Below are 18307 nucleotides of genomic sequence, written 5' to 3' on the forward strand. Positions count from 1 at the left end.
GCGGGTCAGGCCTCGGGTCGCTTCTGCTCGCCGTCCCGGCGGCGAAGATCGTCCTCGCGGCGGCGCAGGTCCTCCTCCCAGCGGCGGAAGAGCTCCTGGTCGGCCTGGTTCTGGGAGCGCTCCTCCACCGAACGGAGAAACTCGGGGTCGTCGTCCGGGGCCACCGGGCGGCGTCGGCGCCCGGCGAGACCATTGCCGAGGGGTCGTCCAGCCCCGGGTTGACCGACTCTGGACTCGCGTCCGGCGACGAACCAGGCGATCGCGCCGACCAGCGGGAAGAAGAGGATGACCAGCACCCAGGCGATTCGGGGCAGGGCGCGGATGTCGCCCTCCTCGGCCGAGAGGCAGCTGATTAGCGCGACGACGGCGAGGACGACCTGCGCGAGGAAGAGGAGAAGGTACAGCCGAGCCATGACACCATCATGACGTACCCGTGGTCGTTGCCACACCCCAAGGAGGGCGTGACCTCTACACTCCGTGATCATGGAGCAGCGGTTGACGGCCGAGGAGCGGCTGACTCTCAAGACGGGCGCCTTCGGCGCGGTCGCCCTCGTATCGAATGTGGAGCCCGGTGTGCTGGCGCTGGTTCGGGAGAGCTTCGCCGCCTCCGCTGCGCTGGCTGACTCCAGTGGGGTGGTCAAGGCGGCGTTGACCAGTGGTCCGCTGCCCAGGCTGCCGCGCGACTCGGAGCTCGAGCTCGAATCTGTGGTGCTTCCGGCGCTGACCCAGGCGATGGCAATCCTGCGGAAGAAGTCTCCGCGGGACGTGCGGACGTACCGGGAGGTGGTGTTGGCCGCTGCCGACCAGGCGGCCGGGGCGCACCGGGGGGTCACCCCGCAGGAGACAGCGATGATCGAGCGCCTCCGGGGTGCGCTGGTGGAGCCGGCCTGAGCCCGGTCCGGTGAGCTGTGTCACCATACGGGCTCCAGAGGTAGAAGCTACTTGTGGGTAACATGGCGTCGTGGGCAACCGCACAGCGTCCGCGGTTGACCGGGCGTTGAGTTACGCGGGAGGCTGCGCCCCAGACCGGGCGAGCGAATCGCATCAACCACAGGAGGGTCGTCGAAGCGCGATGAACATCGTCGTACTCGTCAAGCAGGTGCCCGATTCGGGCGTGGACCGCAACCTGCGTACTGACGACAACACCGTCGACCGCGGTTCGGCGAACAACGTCATCAACGAGATGGACGAGTACGCCATCGAGGAGGCGTTGAAGATCAAGGAGGCGCACGGCGGCGAGGTCACCATCCTGACCATGGGGCCCGACCAGGCGACCGAGTCGATCCGTAAGGCGCTCTCCATGGGCCCGGACAAGGCCGTACACGTCCTCGACGACGCCCTGGCCGGGTCCTGCGCGGTGACCACCTCCAAGGTGCTCAGCGCCGCGCTCGGTCAGCTGAACGCCGATCTGGTGCTCTGCGGCGCGGAGTCCACCGACGGCCGGGTCCAGGTTCTGCCGCACATGCTCGCCGAGCGGCTCGGCGTCGCCGCGCTGACCGGCGCTCGCAAGCTCACCGTCGATGGCAGCACGCTCACCATCGAGCGGCAGACCGAGGAGGGCTACGAGGTGATCACCGCCGAGACCCCCGCCGTGGTCTCCGTCTGGGACACCATCAACGAGCCGCGCTACCCCTCCTTCAAGGGCATCATGGCCGCCAAGAAGAAGCCGGTGCAGACCCTGCCCCTGGGCGACCTCGGTGTCGCCCCGGCCGAGGTGGGCCGTGCCGGCGCGACCAGCGCCGTGCTGGAGCACAGCAAGCGCCCGCCGCGCTCCAGCGGCACGAAGGTCACCGACGAGGGCGCCGGCGGCACGCAGCTGGTCGAGTTCCTCGCCACCGAGAAGTTCGTGTGAGAGCAGGTCTGGAGATGTCTGAGGTTCTCGTCGTCGTCGAAGCCACCCGGGAGTTCGGCGTCAAGAAGGTCACCCTGGAGATGCTCACCCTCGCCCGTGGCCTGGGTACGCCCAGCGCGGTCGTGCTTGGCGGACCCGGTGCCGCCGAGGCGCTGAGCGCGAAGCTGGGTGAGTACGGGGCAGCGAAGATCTACGCCGCCGAGAGTGAGGAGATCGACGGCTACCTGGTCTCGCCCAAGGCCACCGTCCTGGCCGAGCTGGTGGCGCGGGTGCAGCCCGCCGCCGTGCTGCTCGCCTCGGCCCAGGAGGGCAAGGAGATCGCTGCTCGCCTCGCGGTCAAGCTCGACAACGGCATCCTGACCGACGTGGTCGCGCTGGACGCCGACGGGACCGCGACGCAGGTCGTCTTCGCCGGCTCCACCATCGTGAAGTCCAAGGTCACCCGTGGCCTGCCGCTGGTCACCGTTCGGCCGAACTCGATCACCCCGGAACCGGCCGCCGCCACTCCGGCCGTCGAGCAGCTCACCGTTTCGGTCCCGGCCGCCGACAAGCTGGCCCGGGTCGTCAACCGGGTCGCCGAGCAGAAGGGCAGCCGTCCGGAGTTGACCGAGGCGTCGGTCGTCGTATCCGGGGGGCGTGGGGTTGGCAACGCCGACAACTTCAAGTTCGTCGAGGAGCTGGCGGACCTGCTCGGTGGCGCCGTCGGCGCATCCCGCGCCGCCGTCGACTCGGGCTACTACCCACACCAGTTCCAGGTGGGGCAGACCGGTAAGACGGTCTCTCCGCAGCTCTACATCGCGCTCGGCATCTCCGGCGCGATCCAGCACCGGGCCGGCATGCAGACCTCGAAGACGATCGTCGCTGTCAACAAGGACGGTGAGGCACCGATCTTCGAGCTCGCCGACTTCGGCGTGGTGGGCGACCTGTTCAAGGTCGTACCGCAGACCGCTGAGGAGATTCGCAAGCGCCGGTGAGCTGACTCGCCAGACACGACCAGCGCCGGGAACCCCTCAGGTTCCCGGCGCTGGTCGGTGTGGGCGTCCGCCCACAACCACACGGTCGCCGCGTCAACCTGCGAGGATGGCCTGCGTGCCCGTTCGCACCCCCGCCGAGGCAGGGAACGAGGAGCGAGGATGCCGAGGACGCCCGACCGGGCCCACCACGCGTTGGCCCTGCACGAGGTCGTGCTGCTGCTGGAGTCCGACACCCAGCGCGGCCTGAGTGACGCGGAGGCGGCTGACCGCCGGGAGCGCTTCGGGGCCAACGTTCTGCCGGCCGCCACCAGCGGTGGCTTGCTCCGCCGGCTGCTCCGCCAGTTCCAGAACCCCCTCGTGTACGTGTTGGTGGGCGCCGGCGTGGTCACCTCGCTGCTCGCCGAGTACGTCGACTCGGTCGTGATCTTCGGTGTGGTCATCGTCAACGCCGTGGTCGGGTTCCTCCAGGAGTCCAAGGCCGAGGCCGCGCTGGACGCGTTGCGGTCGATGGTACGGACCGAGACCCGGGTGGTTCGGGATGGCCAGCCACGGCCGGTGCCGTCGGAGGAGGTGGTTCCCGGTGACCTGGTGCTGGTCGAGGCGGGGGACAAGGTCCCCGCCGATCTGCGCCTGGCCCGCGCCGACGAGGTCAGGGTCGACGAGTCGACCCTGACCGGTGAGTCGCAGCCCGTCCGCAAGGACGAGGTCGTCGTCCCGGACGAGACGCCGGTGGCCGATCGCCGCAACGTGCTCTACTCCGGCACGCTTGTCACCGGCGGCTCGGCGGCTGGTCTGGTCATGGCCACCGGGGCCGAGACGGAGCTGGGCCGGATCCATCGCCTGGTCGGCAGCGCCCAGGTGCTGGACACCCCGCTGACGACCAAGCTGGCCCGATTCAGCCGGCTGCTCACCGTCGTGATCCTGGTGCTCGCCGGGGTGACCTTCGGAATCGGCATCCTCCGGGGGGAGAGCGGCGGCGAGATGTTCACCGCCGCCGTGGCGTTGGCGGTGGGGGCCATCCCGGAGGGGCTGCCGGCGGCGGTGACGATCACGCTGGCGATCGGGGTTGGGCGGATGGCCCGCCGGCAGGCGGTGATCCGGCGGCTGCCGGCGGTGGAGACGCTGGGCAGCACGACGGTGATCTGCACGGACAAGACCGGCACCCTGACCGAGAACCAGATGACGGTGCGGACGCTCTGGACAGTCGCCGGCCGGCACGAGGTCACCGGCAGCGGATACCAGCCAGCCGGTGAGATCCAGGGTCCCGACGGCGAGGCCGCCCGGGTTGAGGATGACGGGGCGCTGCGCTGGTCGCTGCTCGCCGGGGTCGGCTGCAACGACGCCCGGCTGGCCGAGCGGGACGAAGGGTACGTGGTGCTCGGCGACCCGACCGAGGGCGCGATGCTGGTGGTGGCGGCCAAGGGAGGGCTGCGGGCCGCGGCTGTGGCCGACGAGTTGCCTCGGGTCGCGTCGATCCCGTTCACCTCGGAGCGGCAGTTCATGGCGACCCTGCACGACACCCGGGACGACGGGCGGGTGGTGCTGGTCAAGGGCGCGGTCGAGCGGCTGGTGGAGTGGAGCGTCGCGGCGCTGGACGCGCAGGGGCAAACGGTGCCACTCGACCGGGACGAGGTGCTGGCCGCCGCCGGTGCGCTCGCTGGCGAGGGGCTACGGGTGCTGGCCACGGCGCAGGCGCGGGTGGACGGCGACGCGGTGCTGGCGGAGCAGGAGCTGCCCGGCAGCCTGGTCTTCACCGGCCTACACGCCATGCTTGATCCGCCACGGGCTGCGGTCGCCGATGCGATCGCCGCCAGCCAACGAGCCGGAATCTCGGTGAAGATGATCACCGGTGACCATCAGACCACCGCGAGCGCCATCGCCGGTCGCCTCGGACTGCTGGACGTGGAGCCGCGGCCCGGCGAGGTGCTCTCCGGCAAGGACCTCGCGCGGCTCTCGCCCGACGACAGGCCGGCGGCGGTGGAAAGGGCGGCGGTGTTCGCCCGGGTGTCGCCAGAGCAGAAGCTGCGGCTGGTGGAGGCGTTGCAGGCCGACGGGCAGGTGGTCGCCATGACCGGGGACGGTGTCAACGACGCGCCGGCGCTGCGGCAGGCCGACATCGGGGTGGCGATGGGACGCAGCGGCACAGAGGTGGCCAAGGAGGCGTCGGACATCATCCTTACCGATGATGACTTCACCACGATCGAGGCGGCCGTCGAGGAGGGGCGGGGCGTCTTCGCCAACCTCACCAAATTCATCATCTGGACATTGCCCACCAACACGGCGGAGGGCATGTTGGTCCTCGTCGCCATCCTGCTCGGCACCGCGCTGCCCATCCTGCCCAGCCAGATCCTCTGGATCAACATGACCTCGGCGGTGTTGCTCGGCCTGACGCTCGCGTTCGAGCCGAAGGAGGACGGGATCATGTCCCGGCCGCCCCGAGATCCGGCTCAGCCACTGCTGACCAGCGCGCTGGTGGTGCGGATTCTGCTCGTGTCCGCACTGGTCGTGGCTGGCGCCTGGTGGGTGTTCGAGTGGGAACTGGGCGGCGGGGCGGAGTTGGCGCAGGCCCGTACGGCGGCGGTGAACCTCGTCGTCACCGTGCAGATCTTCTACCTGTTCAGTTGTCGCTCGTTGCGCCACTCCGCGTGGCGCCTGGGGCTGTTCACCAATCGCTGGCTGATCGGTGGGGTGCTGCTTCAGGTTCTCGGCCAGGTGGCGCTCACCTACCTGCCGGTGATGAACACGTTGTTCCGGACGGCGCCCATCGGCCCCGGGACGTGGGGGCGGATCCTGGGTGTCGCTCTCGTGGCCGGCGCCGTCGTGGCGCTCGACAAGCGGTTCGGCTGGTTTGGCCGCCGACTCGGTTGAGCTGCGCCGGTCTGCCGGTGCGGTGCGGCGCGGCTCTTCTCCCGGGAGACCTCCGGCTTCCGGCTGACGCCTACCCGGTCGCTAGGCTGAACCCGATGGCTTATCTGGATCATGCGGCGACTACTCCGATGCTCGACGTGGCGTTGGAGGCGTATGTCGCCACCGCCCGTGAGGTCGGCAACGCCTCCGCTCTGCACGCCGCGGGCCGTCAGGCCCGTCGCCGAGTGGAGGAGTCGCGCGAGCGGGTGGCGGCCGCGCTGGGCGCCCGTCCTGCCGAGGTGATCTTCACTGGGGGCGGCACGGAGAGCGACAATCTCGCGGTCAAGGGCATCTTCTGGGCCCGCCGGTCCGCCGACCGCCGGCGGACGCGGGTGGTATCCAGTGCCGTGGAGCATCACGCGGTGCTCGACGGCGTCGATTGGCTGGCCGCGCAGGAGGGCGCCGAGGTGGGCTGGCTCCCGGTCGACGCCCTCGGCCGAGTCACCCCGCAGCGGCTTCGCGCGGAGTTGGCCGCGTCCGCCGACCGGGTGGCCGTGGTCACGACGATGTGGGCCAGTAACGAGGTGGGTACGGTCCAGCCGGTCGCCGAGTTGGCCGCGGTGGCCGCCGAGCACGGGGTGCCGCTGCACACCGACGCGATCCAGGCGGTCGGCCAGGTGGCGGTGGACTTCGCCGCCAGCGGCGTTTCGGCGCTCACCGTGACCGGGCACAAGCTCGGCGGGCCGGCTGGGGTGGGTGCCCTGGTGCTCGCCCGGGACGTCGCCGCGACCCCGCTGCTGCACGGCGGCGGCCAGGAGCGGGACGTCCGCTCGGGGACCTTGGACACCGCCGGAATCGTGGCTTTCGCGGTCGCCCTGGAGACGGCGGTCCGGCACCAGCAAGGTTACGCGGCCCGCATCGCCGCCCTCCGAGACGACCTCGTGGCGCGGGTGCGGCACGCGGTGCCGGAGGCGGTGCTCAACGGTGACCCGACCGATCGGCTGCCGGGCAACGCCCACTTCTCCTTCCCCGGCTGTGAGGGCGATGCGCTGCTGCTCCTGCTCGACGCACAGGGCATCGCCTGCTCCACCGGTTCGGCATGCTCGGCGGGGGTCGCCCAGCCGAGCCATGTGTTGCTCGCGATGGGCGCCGACAGTGCCCGTGCCCGCTCCTCGCTGCGCTTCACGCTCGGCCACACCAGCACGTCGCAGGAGGTCGATGCGCTGATCGCGGCCCTACCGGAGGCGGTCGGCCGGGCTCGGCGGGCCGGGAGCCTGCGCGCTTCGCACTGATGTCGTCGCCGCACCGCGGGGCTGTTCACGCCGTGTCACGGCCCGGGAGAGCGGGGGCGCGCTGGGTTTGGGGGCGGACGCCGGGGTGGTTACGCTCGTCAGGGCGTCGCAGCGGCGCCCGACGGTGTGGAAGGGTGGTCGGGGTGCGGGTGCTGGCGGCGATGTCGGGCGGCGTGGACTCCGCGGTCGCGGCGGCGCGGGCCGCCGAGGCGGGGCATGACGTGACCGGGGTGCACCTGGCTCTGGCCCGCAACCCACAGACCTATCGCACCGGCGCCCGGGGCTGCTGCACGCTGGAGGACTCCCGGGATGCCCGCCGGGCCGCCGACGTTCTGAGTATCCCGTTCTATGTGTGGGACATGGCTGACCGGTTCCAGGCCGACGTGGTGGACGACTTCGTCGCCGAGTACGCGGCCGGCCGTACCCCGAATCCCTGCCTTCGCTGCAACGAAAAGATCAAGTTTGCCGCGGTGCTGGACCGCGCCGTGGCCCTGGGCTTCGACGCCGTGGTCACCGGCCACCACGCGCGGCTCGGCGCCGACGGATTGCTGCGCCGGAGCGTCGATCTCGCCAAGGACCAGTCCTACGTGCTCGGCGTGCTCACCCGCGAGCAGCTAAGCCGGTCGATGTTCCCGCTGGGGGATTCGACGAAGACGCAGGTCCGCGCAGAGGCAACCCGCCGCGGTTTGGCGGTGGCCGACAAGCCGGACTCGCACGACATCTGCTTCGTCGCCGACGGGGACACCCGTGGCTTCCTCGCCCGGCGGCTCGGTACGACGCCCGGCGATGTCGTTGACGGCGACACCGGCGAGGTGGTGGGCCGGCACACCGGGGCATACGCCTACACCGTCGGGCAGCGGCGCGGGCTGCACCTGGACCGCCCGGCCCCGGACGGTCGCCCCCGCTACGTCCTGTCGATCACGCCGAAGACCAACACGGTGACGGTGGGCCCGGCCGAGGCGCTGGCGGTGTCCCAGGTGCAGGCGCGGCGTCCGGTGTGGATCGGCGGGCCCCGGCCGGCTGATCCGGTCGAGTGTGAGGTGCAGCTGCGCGCGCACGGTGACGTGGTGCCCGCGACCGTGGCGGTGACCGACGACGGGCTCCGGGCCGAGCTGCATCAGCCGCTACGCGGGGTGGCGGCCGGCCAGGCGATCGTGGCGTACCGCCCGGACCCGGCGGGCGACATCGTGCTCGGCTCCGCCACCATCGCGGCCTGACCCACCCGGGTGGCCCGGCGGCGGTCGTCCAGGAATCGGATAGTCTTCGACCGTGAGTGATCAGCCGTGGCCGTGGCCCGCGGGTGCGGCGACCGGTGTCGGGTCGCTCCCCGGCACCGACATCGCGGAGGCTCAGCGGATCGCCCTCGGTGAGCTGCCCCTCCTCCCGCACCTGCCCGAGTTGCCCGCCCGTGGTCCGGGCGCGGAGCTGATCGGCCGGACCGCCGGGTTGCTGGTGGAGCTACCGGTCGAGCTCTACGCCGCCCGGTGGCGCGTCGCCTCGCGCCCCGGTCGGGACCGGCGCCGGGCCCGGGACCTGATGGAGCGGGATCTGGACCAACTCGCCGCGCAGGCCGAGGCGTACGCCGGGCCGGTCAAGGTCCAGGTCGCCGGGCCGCTGACCCTCGCCGCGGGGGTGGAGCTGCCGGTGGGTGGCCGGTTGGTACGCGATCCCGGCGCGGTGCGGGACCTGGCCGAATCCCTGGCCGAAGGGGTGCGCGAGCACGTCGCTGCCGTCGCGCGTCGGCTACCGCGAGCCTCGGTGCTGCTGCAGCTGGACGAGCCGTCGTTGCCGGCGGTGCTCGCCGGGCGGGTGCCGACCGAGAGTGGGTTCGGGACGTATCAGCCGGTGGAGCCGGGCCGGGCCAGGACCCTGCTGCGCGAGGTCATCGCCGCGGCCGGAGTACCGGTTGTGGTGCACTGCTGTGCCCAGGACGTCCCGCTGGAGATGATCCGGGAGGTCGACGCGGTCGGTGTGGCCCTCGACCTCGACCTGGTCACCGACCTGGATCCGCTGGGCGAGGCGATCGACGCCGGGCTGGGCCTACTGGCCGGCGTCGCGCCCACACGACCGGCGGTGGCCGGCGACCCACCGACGTCGGCGCAGGTCGCCGAGCGGGTCCGCCGGCTCTGGGACCGCCTCGGGTTTCCCCGTCGGCAGCTCGCCGAGCAGGTTGTCATCACGCCGACCTGCGGGTTGGCGAACGCCTCTGGAGGGCACACTCGAGCGGTCCTCGCCGCCTGCCGGGACGCGGGACGGCGGTTGAGCGAGCAGGGGTGAGCGACGCTGTCCGCGGGTGCGTCTGATTCGGGCAACCGCCACTGCCGGTAGTCCGGCGGCCCAGTGCGGCCTCACCGCTGTTGGCCTGGGCGGGGGGTCTGGCCGTAGTCTCCCGCCCAACACCAACCCCACCCGGCCGAGGTCACCCCCGCCGACCTGGTCGTCGCGACGGCGGCCACCATCGCGCCGCGCAAAGCCGTGGTCGGCGACGCCCCGGCGCCGGTGGACCTGGCTACGATCCGCCCCCGGCGAGCCCGCGTGCGACCGGACTGATGGGCCGCACCTACCCCGCCGAGCAGTACGAACGCTGGTTCGTCCGCGACTGCGGCCGCCGCGGCCGCCGCAGCAACTCCACTACCCGGTGGTCCGATGGGCAGGTCTGCCGCAGGTGCCAGGACCGGTCGTTCCGCACCCAGGGCCGCTGCCCTGGCTGCGGCGACGACGACCGGATCCTAGCCGGAGTCCGCACCGAGGACCAGATTCCGCTCTGCGCCGGCTTCTCGATCTCGTATGCCTGCATCGAGTGCAGGCGGGAGGGCAAGCTGCACGCCGGCCGCCGGAGCATCCGCTGCACGTTCACTCGACGCGTCACCGAACTCCTCGACGACGACACCGGCCGCATCCGTCCCGAACCGGCACCGCTGGCCGAGCTGCTGACCGGCATGAACAACCCGTTCACCGGCCTATCCTGGATCTCTTCCCGGCACGGCCGCTCCGAATTCCAGACAGTTCAAGTACACGACCCTGCCAGTCGGGCGGGGCGGTGGGCGGCGCCATGTCTCACCGCCCCGATACGGTTCCCGGGGTAGTGGGAAAGAATGGGAGGTCAGGGCGATGTCTGAGGATGCCATCGGCCAGCAGGTTCCTGCGGCGCAGGAGGCGGCGGCCGGCGCGGAGCCGAACTCGGCGGCGCGCGAGCGGCATGCGACGCTCAGCCGGGAGCTGACCGAGCACCAATACCGTTACTACGTGCTCGACGCGCCGACCATCTCCGACGCGGCCTTCGATGAGCAGCTGCGGGAGCTGGCGGCGCTGGAAGCGGAGTTCCCGGCGCTGCGCACGCCCGACTCTCCGACGCAGCGGGTGGGGGGCGCCTTCTCCACCGACTTCACCCCGGTGGCGCACGCCGAGCGGATGATGTCGCTCGACAACGCCTTCTCCGACGAGGAGCTGGCAGCCTGGGCCGAGCGGGTCGAGCGGGATGCCGGGGGCCCGGTTCCCTACCTCTGCGAGCTGAAGGTGGACGGCCTCGCGATCAACCTGACCTACGAGCGGGGGCGTCTGGTGCGGGCGGCCACCCGCGGGGACGGCCGCACCGGCGAGGACGTGACGGCGAATGTCCGTAGCATTCAGGACGTGCCGGGGGAGCTGACACCGTCGGCCGAGTTCCCGGAGATCCCCGACCTCCTCGAGGTACGCGGTGAGATCTACTTCCCGGTCGCCGGCTTCGCGGATCTGAACGCCGGGCTGGTCGAGCAGGGGAGGGCCCCCTTCGCCAACCCGCGTAACGCGGCCGCCGGTAGCCTGCGGCAGAAGGATCCACGGATCACCGCCTCCCGCCCGCTGCGGCTGGTGGTGCACGGCTTCGGGGCCCGCCGGGGTTGGGCGCCGAGCACCCAGTCCGAGTCGTACGCGGCGTTGCGGACCTGGGGCCTGCCGACCAGCGATCGGTGGCGGGTGGTGCCGGGCCTGGCCGGTGTCGCGGAGTACGTCGCGCACTACGCTGCGCACCGGCACGACGTCGAGCACGAGATCGATGGCGTGGTGGTGAAGGTCGACCCGGTGGCGATCCAGGGCCGACTGGGTTCGACGAGTCGGGCACCGCGTTGGGCGATCGCGTTCAAGTACCCGCCGGAGGAGGTCAACACCCGGCTGCTCGATATCGACGTGAACGTCGGGCGCACCGGCCGGGTCACTCCCTTCGCGGTCTTGGAGCCGGTCCGGGTGGCCGGGTCGACGGTCGCGCTGGCCACCCTGCACAACGCCCGCGAGGTGGAGCGCAAGGGGGTGCTGATCGGCGACACGGTGGTGATCCGTAAAGCCGGTGACGTGATCCCCGAGGTGCTTGGCCCGGTGGTCGAGCTGCGTCCGCCGGAGGCCCGGTCGTTCGTGATGCCGAGCAGGTGTCCGTGCTGCGGCACACCGCTGGCTCCCGCGAAGGAGGGCGATATCGACATCCGCTGCCCCAACACGCGGAGCTGCCCGGCCCAGCTCCGGGAGCGGGTCTTCCACCTCGCCGGGCGGGGGGCCTTTGACATCGAGGTCCTGGGCTACAAGGGGGCCGCCGCGTTACTCGACGCCGAGATCATCACCGACGAGGGCGATCTGTTCACCCTCGACACCGCGCAGCTGGCGCGGTCCCCGTTCTTCGTCAACAAGGACGGCAGCCTCGGCAGCAATGCGGTCAAGCTGCTGGAGAACCTGACCGTGGCCAAGGAGCGCGAGCTCTGGCGGGTGCTGGTGGCGCTCTCCATCCGGCACGTCGGCCCCACCGCGGCGCAGGCCCTGGCCCGGCACTTCCGGTCGGTCGAAGCGATTGACCAGGCCGGGGAGGAGGAGCTGTCGGCTGTTGACGGGGTCGGGCCGACCATCGCGGCGAGCGTTCGGGAGTGGTTCGCCGTGGCCTGGCACCGCGAGGTGGTGCGCAAGTGGGCCGAGGCCGGGGTGCGGATGGCGGAGGAGGCCGTCGCGCAGGGGCCGCGCCCGCTGGAGGGGGTGACCGTGGTGGTGACCGGGACGCTCGCCGGCTACTCCCGGGACCAGGCGGCCGAGGCGATCCAGTCGCGCGGCGGCAAGGTCACCGGCTCGGTCTCGAAGAAGACCGCCTTTGTGGTGGTCGGTGACAACCCGGGGACGAAGGCGGAGAAGGCGGCGGGCCTGAAGGTGCCGGTGCTGGACGAGGAGGGTTTCCAGGTGCTGCTCGACGCGGGCCCCGAGGCGGCGCGGGCGGTGGCCCGGGTCGAGGGCTGACCGGAGGCCGTGGCCGTATACCAACTTAATTACGACTACGACCGATTCGTGGCTGTCGTACGGGGAATTCCGGCTCCTGGGGCGTTACATGGGGGACACGGCGTACGCATGGGTGCGCCGACTCTGACCCGCGGGAGGTGTGATGGCGATGGCCGACCCGCGCAACTTCGTCCCACCAGGACGGAGCGCGCCGTTCTTCGCCTTCGTGGCGGTGGTCCTCGCCGTGGCCGCGCTGACGTCGGCGGGTCCGTTGCTGGCGCTTCCCGACCAGGTGTTCCGGCTGCCCGCCGCTTTCTGGACCATGGCGGTGCTGGCGGTGGCCGGAGACGCCCGGCCGTTCGTCCCGTCGGGGCGGCGGCAGTCGTCGGCGGTGTTTCCGTCGATCTGCTTCACCTTCGCCATCCTGCTCGGCTGGGGGCTTGGTCCGGCGGTCGCCGTGCAGGCGGTGGCGGTCGTGGTGTCCGGGGTCCGAATGGGGCATGCCAGCTGGAGAATCGCCTTCAACGCCGGCCAGTACGCCTGCGCCCTCGCTGCCGCCCATGTTCTCATCGGCCTCGGCCCGGGTGACCTCTTCGGTGGCGGGCAGCTGAGCTGGACCGACGTGGCCGCGGTCAGCGGCGCGATGCTCACCTGGTTCGCGGTCAGCTACGGGCTGGTCAGCTCGGCGGTGTGGCTGCGTTTCGGAGCGCGGTGGCGGCAGGGGGTGGGCTTCGAGTTGCTCTCCACCGGTTCGCTCCTGCTGCTCGCGCCGGTGCTGGTCACCGCGGCCCACGCGAGCGCGGCGCTGGTCCCACTGGTGTTGGCGCCGCTGTTCGCGGTCTATCAGATGGCTCGGCTCAGCGCCGAGCAGGAGCAGCTCGCCTCCCTCGACCCCCTCACCGGCCTGGCCAACCGGAAGGCACTCGTCGCCGAGGTCGGCGAGCAACTCCACCGGCACGCGGAGCGGGCGGCGGATGGTTCGGTGCCGGCCCGGCTGGCGCTGCTGTTGCTCGATCTGGACCGGTTCAAGCACGTCAACGACGCGCTCGGGCACGCCGTCGGCGATCGCCTGTTGGTCGAGGTGAGTGCCCGGCTGACGGAGGTCGCCGGCGCGGACCTGGTGGCCCGGCTCGGCGGGGACGAGTTCGCCATCGTACTGACCGGGCTGACCGATGTCGCCGAGGCACGTGACCGGGCCGACCGGGTGGTGGCCGCGTTGGCCGAGCCGGTCACGCTGGACGGGCTGCCCCTGGATGTCGGCGGGTCGATCGGTGTCGCGCTCTTCCCCGACCACGGCGAGGACTTCACCACCCTGATGCGGCACGCCGATGTCGCGATGTACGACGCGAAGCAGCGCAACGACACGGTCGCCGTCTATGTGGCCGAGTCCGACCACAACTCGGCCGAGCGGCTCGGTCTCCTCGCCGACCTGCGTCGGGTCCTGGCATCCGGGCTGTGTCCGGATGCGGACGGCGGCGGGGCAGACCCGGAGCGCAACGGTTCGGCGCTTCCGGTGATTGGTGGTGACGGCGCGGTGCTGCCCCGGACGGGCGGGCCCAGCCCGGGCCGGTGGTCGCTGTGGGGCCGACGGCAGCGCGCACACCTGGTCCACTCCGACGCGCTGATCCAGCGGATTGTCACCGCGGCCGACCCGATCCGCCGCCGCACCACCGTCAGCCCGGCCGGTCCGCCGGCCAGCGGCGGGAACATCGATCAACTCGCCGAGCCCACCGACGGAGCCGGGGGGTCGGAGCTCAGTGCGGTGGTGGGGCGCGCCGGCGGTCTGGCTGACCCGTCCGGCGCGGGTGAGATCACCATGTACTACCAGCCGCAGGTCGCCATCGCGACCGGGGAGGTGGTCGGGGTCGAGGCGCTGCTGCGCTGGCGCCATCCCCGTCGTGGGATGGTCGACCCGGAGGAGCTGATCCGGGTGGCCGAGCAGAGCGCGGTGATGCGCTTGCTCACCTTCCGGGTCGTCGACGACGTGGTGGCGCAGCTGGCGCGGTGGCAGGCGGCGGGTGTGGTCCTGCGGGCCGCCTTGAACGTCAGCGTCCGGGACCTGCACACCGGGGAGATCGCCGACCGGATCGCGGAGCGGCTCGCCCGGCACGGCGTACCGCCGCAGCGCCTCCAGCTGGAGATCACCGAGGGGGCGCTGATGGCCGACCCACGGCGGGTACTCGCCACCATCACCCGGCTGCACCGGCTCGGCGTCGGGATCGCCCTGGACGACTTCGGCACCGGCTTCTCCTCCCTGCAACACCTGCGGCGGCTACCGCTGTCCGAGGTGAAGGTGGACCGCTCCTTCGTGCTGGGGATGACCGAGGACGCCGATGACGCGGCGATCGTCACCTCGGTGGTTGAGCTGGCCCGGGCCCTTGGGCTGCGAGCGGTGGCCGAGGGGGTGGAGGACGAGCGGACCTGGCGGATGCTGCACGCGATCGGCTGCGACGCCGCGCAGGGCTGGTTCTATGCCCGGCCGATGCCGGCCGAGGAACTCGTCGCCTGGCTGGCCCGGCATCGCCCGGTGCGCCCGACAGCGGGCCCGGAGGCCGCCGTCCGGCAGCGCCCCGCCCGTTGACCGCCGATCCGAATGACCCCGCCCGGGGACGGGGGAGTCGAGGTATCGGCGCCGGGTGGGAGCAATAGACTCGCTGCGGTCACCGCGGGTCATGCAGCACCGCCCGCGGTCGGCACGGACAGATCAGCAGAACAGCCACGAAGGGGGCACCGATGGCCGCCATCTCCCGCGAGGAGGTCGCGCACCTGGCGCGACTGTCGCGGCTCGCCGTGACCGAGGAGGAGTTGGACACCCTCGCCGGCCAACTCGACGTGATCCTCCAGGCGGTCGCCCAGGTCGGCGAGGTCACCGCGGCGGACATCCCGCCGACGTCGCACTCCGTGCCGCTGACCAACGTGCTGCGCGATGACGTGGTGGCGTCGTGCCTGACCCCCGAGGAGGCGCTGTCGGGCGCGCCCGACGCCGCCGAACAGCGGTTCCGCGTACCGCGGATTCTGGACGAGGATGTGGCTTCATGACCGACCTGACCAGTTTCTCCGCCGCCGAACTCGCCGGCCTGGTGGCGCGGGGCGAGTCCTCGGCGGTCGAGGTCACCCAGGCGCACCTGGACCGGATCTCGGCCGTTGACGACCGGGTGCACGCCTTCCTGCACGTTGACACGGAGGGCGCCCTCGATGCCGCCCGCGACGTGGATTCCCGCCGTGCCGCCGGCGAGCCGCTCGGCCCGCTGGCCGGTGTGCCGGTGGCAGTCAAGGATGTGCTCACCACGAAGGGCGTACCGACCACCGCCGGGTCGAAGATCCTGGCCGACTGGCGCCCGCCCTACGACTCCACGATCGTGCGGCGGCTGCGGGCGGCCGGCACGGTGATGTTGGGCAAGACCAACATGGACGAGTTCGCGATGGGCTCGTCCACCGAGTACTCGGCCTTCGGGCCGACACACAATCCGTGGGACCTGAGTCGGATTCCGGGCGGCTCCGGTGGCGGCAGCTCGGCCGCCCTGGCCGCGTACGAGACGCCACTGTCGATCGGCTCGGACACCGGCGGCTCGATCCGTCAGCCCGGGGCGGTCACCGGCACCGTCGGCGTGAAGCCCACCTACGGGGGGACCTCGCGGTACGGCCTGGTGGCCTTCTCGTCCTCGCTGGACACCCCCGGCCCCTGCGCCCGTACCGTCCTGGATGCCGCGCTGCTGCACGAGGTGATCGGCGGCCACGACCCGCTCGACTCGACCTCGATTCCCGCGCCGGTGCCGGACGTGGTCGCCGCCGCCCGGCTCGGTGCCAGTGGTGACCTGACCGGGGTTCGGCTGGGCGTGGTCCGGGAGTTCGCCGGGGAGGGAGCCGAGCCGGGCGTGCTGGCGGCGTTCCACGCGGCGGTGGAGACGCTCACCAAACTGGGCGCCGAGGTCGTCGAGGTCTCCTGCCCGCACTTCCAGTACGCGCTGCCGGCCTACTACCTGATCGCCCCGAGTGAGTGCTCGTCGAACCTGGCCCGCTTCGACGGTGTCCGGTTCGGCCTGCGGGTCGGTGACGACGGCATCCGGTCGCTGGAAGAGGTCATGTCGGCGACCCGGGAGGCCGGTTTCGGCCCGGAGGTCAAGCGCCGGGTCATGCTCGGCACGTACGCCCTCTCGTCGGGCTACTACGACGCGTACTACGGTCAGGCGCAGAAGGTCCGTACCCTGATCAGCCGGGACTTCACCACCGCCTTCGAGCAGGTTGACGCCCTGATCTCGCCGACGACGCCGTTCGTCGCGTTCCCAGTCGGGGCGCGCACCGCCGACCCGTACCAGATGTATCTGGCCGACCTGTTCACCATTCCGAGCAACCTGTACGGCGGGCCGGGCATCTCGGTGCCCTGTGGCCTCGCCGACGGGCTCCCGGTCGGCCTGCAGGTCATGGCACCGACGATGGCCGACGACCGGATGTACCGGGTCGCGGCCGCGCTGGAGAGCGTCGTCGGCCCGTTCACCCCACCGGCACTGTGAGGCAGGAGCACCGATGACGACGACACTGCCCGCGTACGACGAGGTCGTCGCGCGCTACGAACCGGTGATCGGTCTGGAGACCCACGTCGAGTTGGGCACGAACACCAAGATGTTCTGTGGCTGCCCGACCGACTTCGGTGGAGCGCCGAACACCCGGGTCTGCCCGGTCTGCCTGGGGCTGCCCGGCTCGCTCCCGGTGGCCAACCGGGCGGCCGTGGAGGCGACGATTCGGATCGGCCTCGCGCTGAACTGCTCGATCGCCGAGTGGTGCCGGTTCGCCCGGAAGAACTACTACTACCCGGACATGCCGAAGAACTACCAGATCAGCCAGTACGACGAGCCGCTCTGCGTGGACGGCTACCTGGATGTCGAGGTGGACGGCGAACCGGTGCGGATCAGCATCGAACGAGTGCACATGGAGGAGGACACCGGCAAGACCCTGCACGTGGGCGGGGCCACCGGCCGCATCCACGGTGCGACGGAGTCGCTGGTCGACTACAACCGGGCCGGCATTCCGCTGGTCGAGATCGTCACCAAGCCGATTCCCGGCGCCGGCGCGATGGCACCGGAGGTGGCCCGTGCGTACGTCACCGAGCTGCGCGACGTGCTCCGCTCGCTCGGCGTCTCCGACGTACGGATGGAGGAGGGGTCGTTGCGCTGCGACGTCAACACCTCCCTCAACCTCCCGGGTGAGCAGTGGGGCACCCGTACCGAGACGAAGAACGTCAACTCGCTGCGGTCGGTGGAGCGCGCGGTGCGCTCGGAGATGATCCGGCAGGCGTCGGTGCTCGAGGGAGGCGGCCGGATCACCCAGGAGACCCGGCACTTCCACGAGGACACCGGGGACACCACCTCCGGCCGCTCGAAGGAGACCGCGACCGACTACCGGTACTTCCCGGAGCCGGACCTGGTGCCGGTCGCACCGGACCCGACCTGGGTGGCCGAGTTGAAGGCCGCCCTGCCGGAGTTGCCGCGGCTGCACCGGCGTCGGCTCCAGCAGGAGTGGGGCCTGTCCGACCTGGACATGCAGTCGATCCTGAACGCTGGCGCGGTCGAGCTGATCGAGGCGACCATCGCGGCGGGCGCCACCCCGACCGCCGCCCGCAAGTGGTGGCTGGGCGAGCTGTCCCGGCGGGCCAACGAGGCCGGTGTGGAGCTGGCCGACATCGGCGCCACGCCGGAGCAGGTCGCCGAGTTGCAGGGCCTGGTCGACGCCGGCAAGCTCACCGACAAGCTGGCCCGTACGGTGCTGGAACACGTGGTTGCGGGAGAGGGCTCGCCAGCCAAGATCATGGCCGACCGTAATCTGGAGGTGGTCTCCGACACCGGCGCGCTGACCGCGGCGGTGGACGAGGCTATCGCTGCCAACCCGGCCATCGCCGACAAGGTCCGCGGCGGCAAGGTGGCCGCGGCCGGCGCCCTGGTCGGCGCGGTCATGAAGACCACCCGTGGCCAGGCTGACGCAAAGACCGTGCGTGAGCTGATCCTGGAGCGCCTCGGCGTCCAGGGCTGACGTGCGAGGCAGGCCCTCCGGCGGGTAGGCCGGAGGGCCTGACCCCGTGCCCACCCCTCGGAGGGCGCCAACGGCGGCGCCCGGATGGAGTC

General features: G+C 71.6%; 14 protein-coding genes. 13 read left to right on the forward strand and 1 reads right to left on the reverse strand.

Annotation, left to right across the window (positions count from 1 at the left end; translation table 11 throughout):
* Positions 1–5: 5 nt before the first annotated feature.
* A complete protein-coding gene (locus STROP_RS06085) occupies positions 6–413 on the reverse strand; it encodes a PLD nuclease N-terminal domain-containing protein (protein WP_011905110.1) in 408 nt (135 codons plus the stop codon).
* Between the two features lie 64 nt (positions 414–477).
* On the opposite strand from STROP_RS06085, the gene STROP_RS06090 reads away from it, so the two are divergent.
* From STROP_RS06090 to gatB, 13 genes are all read left to right on the forward strand, one after another.
* Positions 478–891, forward strand: coding sequence for a hypothetical protein (locus STROP_RS06090; RefSeq protein ID WP_011905111.1), 414 nt, complete (start codon positions 478–480; stop codon positions 889–891).
* Positions 892–1072: 181 nt separating this feature from the next.
* Positions 1073–1852 (forward strand): electron transfer flavoprotein subunit beta/FixA family protein, encoded by a 780-nt coding sequence (locus tag STROP_RS06095; RefSeq protein WP_011905112.1) that lies wholly within the window; start codon positions 1073–1075, stop codon positions 1850–1852.
* 14 nt (positions 1853–1866) lie between these two features.
* Entirely contained in the window at positions 1867–2826 is a 960-nt protein-coding gene (locus STROP_RS06100) for an electron transfer flavoprotein subunit alpha/FixB family protein (RefSeq protein WP_011905113.1), read from the forward strand.
* 159 nt (positions 2827–2985) lie between these two features.
* Positions 2986–5694, forward strand: coding sequence for a cation-translocating P-type ATPase (locus STROP_RS06105; RefSeq protein WP_011905114.1), 2709 nt, complete (start codon positions 2986–2988; stop codon positions 5692–5694).
* Between the two features lie 95 nt (positions 5695–5789).
* Complete coding sequence (locus STROP_RS06110) at positions 5790–6965, forward strand: cysteine desulfurase family protein (RefSeq protein ID WP_026274966.1); 1176 nt, start codon at positions 5790–5792, stop codon at positions 6963–6965.
* A 143-nt stretch (positions 6966–7108) separates the two neighbouring features.
* Positions 7109–8182 carry a tRNA 2-thiouridine(34) synthase MnmA gene (gene mnmA / locus STROP_RS06115; RefSeq protein ID WP_187151583.1) on the forward strand — a complete coding sequence of 358 codons (1074 nt, stop codon included), beginning with the start codon at positions 7109–7111 and terminating at the stop codon, positions 8180–8182.
* A gap of 52 nt (positions 8183–8234) precedes the next feature.
* Positions 8235–9242, forward strand: a complete 1008-nt coding sequence (locus STROP_RS06120) for a uroporphyrinogen decarboxylase/cobalamine-independent methonine synthase family protein (RefSeq protein WP_011905117.1) — start codon at positions 8235–8237, stop codon at positions 9240–9242.
* A 272-nt stretch (positions 9243–9514) separates the two neighbouring features.
* A complete protein-coding gene (locus STROP_RS06125; RefSeq protein ID WP_011905118.1) occupies positions 9515–10051 on the forward strand; it encodes a hypothetical protein in 537 nt (178 codons plus the stop codon).
* 25 nt (positions 10052–10076) lie between these two features.
* Positions 10077–12212, forward strand: a complete 2136-nt coding sequence (gene ligA, locus STROP_RS06130; RefSeq protein ID WP_011905119.1) for an NAD-dependent DNA ligase LigA — start codon at positions 10077–10079, stop codon at positions 12210–12212.
* Between the two features lie 142 nt (positions 12213–12354).
* Positions 12355–14772 (forward strand): putative bifunctional diguanylate cyclase/phosphodiesterase, encoded by a 2418-nt coding sequence (locus tag STROP_RS06135; protein ID WP_018830219.1) that lies wholly within the window; start codon positions 12355–12357, stop codon positions 14770–14772.
* 152 nt (positions 14773–14924) lie between these two features.
* Entirely contained in the window at positions 14925–15230 is a 306-nt protein-coding gene (gene gatC, locus STROP_RS06140; protein ID WP_011905121.1) for an Asp-tRNA(Asn)/Glu-tRNA(Gln) amidotransferase subunit GatC, read from the forward strand.
* Positions 15227–16702, forward strand: a complete 1476-nt coding sequence (gene gatA / locus STROP_RS06145) for an Asp-tRNA(Asn)/Glu-tRNA(Gln) amidotransferase subunit GatA (RefSeq protein WP_011905122.1) — start codon at positions 15227–15229, stop codon at positions 16700–16702. The genes gatC and gatA overlap by 4 nt, the downstream gene beginning before the upstream one ends.
* Before the next feature lie 13 nt (positions 16703–16715).
* A complete protein-coding gene (gene gatB, locus STROP_RS06150) occupies positions 16716–18215 on the forward strand; it encodes an Asp-tRNA(Asn)/Glu-tRNA(Gln) amidotransferase subunit GatB (RefSeq protein ID WP_011905123.1) in 1500 nt (499 codons plus the stop codon).
* Positions 18216–18307 lie beyond the last annotated feature (92 nt).

The sequence above is a fragment of the Salinispora tropica CNB-440 genome (genome assembly GCF_000016425.1).
Lineage (GTDB): Bacteria > Actinomycetota > Actinomycetes > Mycobacteriales > Micromonosporaceae > Micromonospora > Micromonospora tropica.